7 protein-coding genes and 1 pseudogene are annotated in these 7,857 nt (G+C 39.7%); all 8 read left to right on the plus strand.

Features of this window, described 5'->3' with window-relative positions:
- Nucleotides 1-5 precede the first annotated feature (5 nt).
- The 8 genes and pseudogenes from I6E40_RS06785 (at nt 6) to I6E40_RS06820 (ending at nt 7,843) form a co-directional block, all read left to right on the plus strand.
- Nucleotides 6-2,159, plus strand: coding sequence for a hypothetical protein (locus I6E40_RS06785; protein ID WP_235386285.1), 2,154 nt, complete (start codon nt 6-8; stop codon nt 2,157-2,159).
- Between the two features lie 4 nt (nt 2,160-2,163).
- A complete protein-coding gene (locus I6E40_RS06790; protein WP_235386286.1) occupies nt 2,164-2,334 on the plus strand; it encodes a hypothetical protein in 171 nt (56 codons plus the stop codon).
- Nucleotides 2,335-2,356: 22 nt separating this feature from the next.
- The gene (locus I6E40_RS06795; RefSeq protein ID WP_235386287.1) at nt 2,357-3,079 is read left to right on the plus strand and encodes a hypothetical protein; all 723 of its coding nucleotides are present in this window, start codon (nt 2,357-2,359) and stop codon (nt 3,077-3,079) included.
- Complete coding sequence (locus I6E40_RS06800) at nt 3,076-3,645, plus strand: 3'-5' exonuclease (protein WP_235386288.1); 570 nt, start codon at nt 3,076-3,078, stop codon at nt 3,643-3,645. The genes I6E40_RS06795 and I6E40_RS06800 overlap by 4 nt, the downstream gene beginning before the upstream one ends.
- A 40-nt stretch (nt 3,646-3,685) precedes the next feature.
- Nucleotides 3,686-4,114: pseudogene (locus I6E40_RS06805) on the plus strand (hypothetical protein); the annotation flags it as partial.
- Nucleotides 4,115-5,157: 1,043 nt separating this feature from the next.
- Nucleotides 5,158-5,985, plus strand: coding sequence for a radical SAM protein (locus I6E40_RS06810; protein WP_235386289.1), 828 nt, complete (start codon nt 5,158-5,160; stop codon nt 5,983-5,985).
- Nucleotides 5,986-6,113: 128 nt separating this feature from the next.
- Nucleotides 6,114-7,256 (plus strand): radical SAM protein, encoded by a 1,143-nt coding sequence (locus tag I6E40_RS06815; protein ID WP_262910865.1) that lies wholly within the window; start codon nt 6,114-6,116, stop codon nt 7,254-7,256.
- Nucleotides 7,257-7,387: 131 nt separating this feature from the next.
- A complete protein-coding gene (locus I6E40_RS06820; RefSeq protein ID WP_235386291.1) occupies nt 7,388-7,843 on the plus strand; it encodes a hypothetical protein in 456 nt (151 codons plus the stop codon).
- The last annotated feature ends 14 nt before the right edge of the window (nt 7,844-7,857 follow it).

The raw sequence follows: 7,857 nt of genomic DNA on the forward strand, positions 1-7,857 counted from the left end.
CTACAATGGAAAAGATTAGAACCAATCATATAAAAGTCGATTTCCTCTGGAATGAGTTCCTGGAGGATTTCGACTTGTACAAGATAGAATACTCCGATGCCTATGACTTTGACAACAACTTAGGTATCTATTGTAAATTGGAAGGACTATGCCCTAATAGTTCTTTCTGTGCGTTCAATAAGATGGTCAAAGAAGGAAATGCAGATGCCCCAACCAAACATCGCATATTCCTTTTTGCATCGGCAAAAAAGGAAGGTATCACTACAACCGTGCTTCAAGAACGACTTGAAAAGGTTAATGTTAAGATAAAGCAAATCTGTTACAACCCAGGCTATAGGGAAGGAATTTATCCACACAACATGCTTAACCTGCTGCTATCCATGATGCCAAATAAAGACAAAACTCTAAGTTACGCACATGGTAAGCTCATCTGTGGTACTTGCAGTAGCCTGTATAATAAAGGAAAAAAGCAAGGTGAAGAACTTGGCTTGCAGTTAGAGTTTGCTTACGGTGGTTTGCTTCAAGCCCATACTAGCACATTTGCAGAGGCTGATAAGGTAGAAAATTCCAAGAAGAAGGATTCTTTAGTTTATCATCTTGAATTTGATGATGAACGCATTTACTTCTCGTCTCAAAAAAAGAAAGGTACTAAAGAGTATTATAATCATCCTTCCATATTCAGAAAGAACAATAAGAATCGAATCCCATTCTTGGATTTTAGTGATATTGGCCATTTGGAGGAATCACAGGCTTATATTATTTCTTCTGTACTGAATGAATTTCTGTGTACTTACTCTAAATATATTTCCGTAGATCCTATTGTTTATCAAGCTCCTCATTTATTGCAATCACAGGAAGCTGAGTTCAAGAACGAAGACGAATTAGTTCGTAATATGCTTTCCTCATCCTGGATAGACATTTCCTGTCATACCAAAGAAGAGGGCGTAGAGGAACGTCGTGCTTTGATAGAGGAGAAGTCAAAAGCATACATCAACAAACTGTTTAAGACTGGCTTTGAAGGAACATTCTCCAAGACGAAAGGCAAGGATAGAATATGTATTCGTATCGTTGGCGATAAGGATCAGGAAGCAGAGTTGTCAACAGCAAAACGAAAATCAAAAGATAAACATCGCCTTCAGGAGAAGTTGGATCTTATGGAGAAACAGATTCCTGTGCAAGACTCAATGATAGGTTCGGAGATAAACGATGCGACAATCAAAAATATCTTTCGCCAAATTCTGATTAAGGAAAATTGTCTGCAATCTACCTTACCTCAGGCTATGATTGAACGTTTCAAAGGCTGTGTTATTACTTATGCAGAAAGTAAAGTTAAAAGCAAAGATTACTACTTTGCTCAAATGACTATTGATAATGATGGTCAACTTTCTTATAGGGATATTGAGAAAAAAATACCTCAGGAAGGTGTTATCTCAGTACTGGATGCAAACTTCGAGATGCACGAATATCAAATACCTGATTTTAGGAAGGGATATAACAAGGATTTTATCTATTGCATTGAGAAGGATGGGGTCAGGTATAGCATTTATGATACCGAAGAGTATATCTTCCCTGAATTAGATGAGATGACTCGTGCCTTGAAAGAATTGAAGGACACTATTGTACCAGTCGAAGCATACCAATTATTGATGGATAATGTACAGTCAGCAAGTGCAAAGGCATTATGCCAGCAACGTATGCGTGAATACAAGAACGGCGTTCAACACAATTCGTTCTATAAGGATATTAAGGTCATAGGTAAAGAAGACGGAGTAACAAGGGAACTCATGCGTTTAGTTACTAAAGAATTTGACATTAAACAAGGTCAGGACTTTCGTACAGCCGCTCGCCGTGAGGAAACATTGGGTGCTTGCGTCAATGTTCATTATTGGAAGTATTCATCCAATACGTGGATGTATTGTGCAGGTCCGAATCCAAGTGGCAATTTTAGTTCTATCGACAATAAGATTCACGTTCGTGAATTAGTTTGCGATCAGAGTCCTGATGAAACTTTCGTCAATGAGTTGATTTGCTCTTTGGGTGATGGGTGGAATAAGATAAATGAGTTCTCCGTCCACCCTTCAATTTTCAAGTTCCTGAAGGAACGCTTGGAAATATACAAGGCGAAAGAACAACTCGATGAATTATCCAAAAAGGATTAAAGAAATGAATACATACTTGGTTGAACTCATTAGCGATCTCGACGAACAAGTCTCGGCCTATGTAGAAGCTAAAGATGAATCTGAAGCAGAAGCCATTGGAATCACCATGCTTGAAAATGGTGAACTCAACTGTGCTGGTCAGATATGTGCCGCTGCAACAGCGGTATTGGTTTAATAGAAAATAATCATTCTTCCTTATGCCATCAATAATAACCGATACATTTGACTATAATGACATCATCAGGGTTCTTGACCAGGATGAAGCCTTTGTGCATCATCAGGTTGATGACCTTCAGCCAAAATACTTTCGGATTATGCAGAAGGCTAAGACGAAAGGTATGAAGGTGTTTGCTCCTGTGACAGTGAAGGGAAATCGTGGCATTGACTACCTGATATACATGGTGAGTCGTGATTGGTTAACAACAAAAAAGCAACACATGCTTGACTATATGTATTTCGGGGTGTATCGGCAGACGGACGGATTCCATCTTGTTGGATTCCTCTATCTCGACTCCAATCCATTGGCAAAAGCGGAAAAGTGTTTCTTTATCCCTCACTTCTTTGACAGATACAGAGAACGTGCAGATCTTCCGTTAGACATGCCGAAGATGGATGTTATCAAGGATTGGATAAGCAAGAATCAGCATCTGAACTCTGACGTTCAAGGCAATGAGAAATATCCCGATGGCATCTTTTGTACTTACCCTACAGGTGTGGCATTAGGTCGGGAACTTTCTGATGGCAACAGTGAAATGAAGACCTTCGTTACTTACGAAATGCTTCGTGGCGAGCAGATAGAGAAGGGCGAAAGTCAAAGCAAGGCAGCCATAGCGCAGGAAGAACAAGGTCACAAAAATCGTGACGAGATAGTTGAAAAGCTCGCACGATACAAAAAAGCAGGTTTAATAAGCTATTTATGAGAATACTGATATTCGATACTGAGACAGGAGGAACCAATCCTTACTATAATGACATTCTTCAGCTGTCATATCAAATCATTGACGGTGAAACTTTTCATGTAGTACGAGAGGCAAACTATTACTTCCCATGGCCAGAAGACAAACGTCGAGTGCAATGGGGAGCCATTCAGGTTAATGGCTTGACTGAGGAGTTTTTGGCGACTCAGGATTTGTATGACCGATATGAAGTCCTTAACGATTTTATAGACGAACTGATTGAGTGCAACCTTTGTATTGCGCACAATGGTGACTTCGATAAAGGATTCATCAATGCAACAGCCAGGCGAGAAGGAATTTATTCCTTTCAATGGCCACCGATGATTGACACAATGAAGACAACGGCAAACTTGTGTCGTTTACCTGCTCGTGGAGGAAGGTCTGGCTACAAATGGCCTAAGCTCATTGAACTGGCAGAATGTCTCAGAATCAAGACAGATGACATCAACTTGCATGATTCGTCTGCGGACGTAGAACTGACGAAGCGATGTTTCCTTTATTTGTTGGAAAAGAAATACTATAAGATATAACCGATTAAAAAAAGTTGTAACAGAAAAAATAATAACTATAATGAAATCAGAATATATTATTCCAGAGAATAACGAATACCCTTGCCTTTACACAGACGAGAAGATTGACCGATTGTTTCAAAATGAGATTTTTGTCTTTGGTAGTAATCTTCAAGGACACCATGCTGGTGGTGCAGCACGTGCTGCAATGCAACGCTTTGGTGCTATATGGGGTCAAGGAGTAGGTCTTCAGGGTAATTCGTATGCAATTCCTACCATGCAAGGTGGTGTTGAAACCATCAAACCGTATGTTGATGAGTTTATTAGATTTGCTGAGGAACACAAGGAACTTCATTTTCTTGTGACTCGTATTGGTTGCGGTATAGCAGGTTTTAAAGATGAAGATATTGCTCCCTTGTTCACCAAGGCACAAATGTTGAGCAATGTATCACTTCCATGGAGTTTTATCGACATAAATGACTTGTTTCCCACAATCCCAATGCCGACATACCAGAAACTCAATAAGTATGGACAAGCAAAGACACTTGTTGACATTATCAAGGTTCTCAATGAGAGAAACAAGTACACAGATGTTCGAGTTCTGGAGAATGATTTTCATAAAGTCATTATGGACTATGAAAAGCGAGGCACAGTAGATCAAAGCGTATGTTATGAGATGATGCGTTCATTGCATGAATTACCATTGATGAGAGATGGATTTGTGGATATTGAACAGCTTGCAAAATACTTCGAGGAAGATGAAGAAACCATTTATGGACGTTCCTCAGACCTTTCTGCTGTTTTTAGTCGTCGTGAAAAGACAAAGATCATTAGAATCGCCAAGTTGATTAATGATGTCAAGCATTATACGGATTCTGAGCAATTCATATACGAGCTGACTGCTTTGTGCTCTGGAAGGTGGAACTGTGGAGATAACCATTATATGAACGATTCCTTCCATTATCCTCTGTATTTCGTAAGAAGAGGTTTGACTGTACTTTGGAACGAACTAACGACAAATGGCGTACTGGACAACAACAAACTGGAACAAGTTATGTTCACAGAGCATGAAAAGCGAGTTAATGAACTTGGATTGCGCAGAGTTATAGAAGAAGACTATCAGCAAGATGGTCCTTGTCATCCTGAGGTTTACTTCCCGAACAAGATTGGTACAGCACCTGTGTATGTAGTCGATAGACACAATCGAGAACATTGTACTGGTAATGAGCTATATGTTAAGTCATGTGGCGAGGGTAAAGGTCCAAATGCATTTCCTAACCGTTACGAGTTCGCAATCATAAGACCTATTATTGAGCAAGAAGTTGACCGTGGTAATTATGTGAAAAAGGACGGATATTATATTCCGACTTCAGACTGGAGAACTAAACCTATTTTCCACGAGTGGGAAGGACGAATTGAAATTAAGGGTCTTCGAGAAAAGAGACGTTTCATGCAGATAATCAGAGAAGGAAAGGATGATCGATGGTGATCTTTGATAAAGATATACTTATCAAGTCGCATGGGTGTAACATCATGGATGAGCCTGGGCGGCCTGTTGTTCCATCTGTCAACTTGTTTGTCAAGGTGACGAATGGGTGTAATGCTCGTTGCATGTTTTGTAGCAATGCAGATGCAAAGGCGACTTCAAAGCCTTTCAATATCGTTAAGTTAATGGATGTGATACATGAACTTAATGCAAAAAGCATCTGTGTGAATAGAGTCAACATAACAGGAGGCGAACCGTCAATTGTTTCTTCTTTGGTGCAAGATATTATTGAAACCATGCATCAGGAGAACTTTGACAATATTCATTTGCACCTAAACACAAATGGTCTGCTCTCACAGTCACAGGAGTTGATGCGACATCCACGATGGGATAGCATCAGTATGTCGCTTCATCATTATGACATTGAAATGCTTTCAGAACTGTACGGATGTAAAATCCCCCAAGACGCATTTTTGTTTGAAGGAGTCAACAAACAGAAGCTCAATGTCAGTTGTAACTTAGTAAAAGGCTACATAGATAACCCTGAGGAAGCTCAAAAGATGCTTGACTTCGCCCTTGAACTGGGTATTCCACGTATAGGATTTGTCGCTCTAATGAAAGTCAACGACTATTGCAAGGAGCGTTTTATAGATCTGGAGGATATTCATATCGATACTATACCACATGTCTATTTTACCAAATCAATGAATCAAGGTAAAGACTGTAAGTGTAGCAACTACCTATATAATAAAGATTTGAAGATACTGGAGATATACATGCGTAATTACGCTAATCCTCAATATTGTGAGTCATCTTTGATGTTTGATGGAGAATACCTCAGACAGGGATTCCATGACAATAATATCATCTACTGATGAGCATAGAAGAGACATACCTATTGCGAAAGGATAACCCAATCTGGAATACGTCCTATCCGTTATCTCCAGAAGATTGGTCATCCTACCGTATTGAAAGGAATCTGCCATTCGATAACGAAAGGGAGATGTCTTTCTATGTCCATATACCTTTCTGCCGCCAACTGTGTTCTTTCTGTGAATATACAAGGATGGTTTGCCCTGACGAAAAGGCTCAGGCTGCTTACATAGATACGTTGTATTCTGATATTAGGAAGTTCAAAGAGGCATACCCGAATATTCTGTTGCGTGGATTTGATATAGGTGGAGGTACGCCAACTGCATTAACAGAAGACAATTTCGTAAAGTTAATGGACTTATATCGGTTTGCCATTTCTGGCTTGGATTTGTCTAATGACTACGAACCAAGCATAGAAGGAACTTTTGACACACTTTCAGAACGTAAGATTGCGTCAATGGTTGATACAGGAATACACAGATTGTCTCTCGGAATACAGAGTACAGATAATCTTGTTCTATGTCTTCATCATCGTAAGGTCAATGAAGCATCTACAATGAAGAAGTGGATTGCAGAAGCATTGAACATAGGGATTCACAAGGTTAATATTGACCTGATGTATGGACTGAAAGGACAAACCAAACAAAATATTGATGTTGACTTGAACCTTATTTCAGAACTGTGTCCTCAGCAAGTAACCTTGTATGAGCTTAGAACAAATATGATTGCCAATAAGGACATTCCAACAAAAGCAGTCCTGTATGAACAATACAGCTTGTACTATGATGGATTGATGAAGTTGGGGTACAAGGCAAGATTTGGAGAAAATGCATTCTCCCTTGATGATAATGACAGGGGGCTTTCTTCATATCTCCGTAGCAGAATGTTGGAAGGTGTGTCGTACAAAGGCTTTGGTATTTCAGCCCAGAGCATGAGCAAGCATGGTATATCCTATAATGTAGGGAAAGGAAATAAAGACATAAGAACTCTATTGCCATTTGCAACTTATGAAGGTGGCGACACTTATTTGTTACCATCAAAGGAGCTTGCATCAAAATACATAGCAATAGGTGCATACAATGGATCTATATCCATGAAACACCTATCTGATATTATTGGCAAAGATGCGTCTGTAGTATATAAGAATGAGATTGAACATTGCTTAAATAACGAACTCTTGGTAAAGGAGACTGACAACCTTGTCATTACGCGGAAAGGCTTTGAGCATTATGGAGCAGTATTCTCTCTCTTCTACTCAAAAATGGAGGTATGATATGTGTGGTGAGGTAACCTGGTATTCTGTTTTGCAAGTCTTGCAAAATGTTTTTTCTTGGGAAAGCGACGATTGCAAAGTAACTTTGCACCGTCAAAAACAAGAAGTTCAACATTTTAAATCACAGAATTATGAAATCTCAGAAGATCTACAACCTCGTTATCCTCGATGCATCTGGCTCTATGGAGTCTATCTATTCACAGGCACTTTTAGGTGTCAATGAAACTCTTGCTACTATTCGTATGGCACAGGAGGAGCACCCAGAACTTGAACAGCATGTAACGCTTGCTTCATTCAGTGCAGGAGAACACTTCCTTAATCGTATCTATTCAGCTTTGCCTATTGCTGAAGCTCGCAACATCACAAGAGAAGATTATCCTCTTCTTGGTTGTACAGCACTCTATGATGCCATGGGAACTTGCATCAGTGAACTCCAGCAAAAGGTGAATCACGATGATCGAGTTCTCGTTACAATCATCACCGACGGCTATGAGAATGCCTCACGCACATGGAGCGGCAAGCAAATCAGTAACCATCCGAAATCAGCCGTCCTATGCGGACAAAAAAATCTCACGGGTTATCCGTGAGATTTTTTGTAATA

The sequence above is a fragment of the Prevotellamassilia timonensis genome (assembly GCF_021531665.1).
Taxonomy (GTDB): Bacteria; Bacteroidota; Bacteroidia; order Bacteroidales; family Bacteroidaceae; genus Alloprevotella.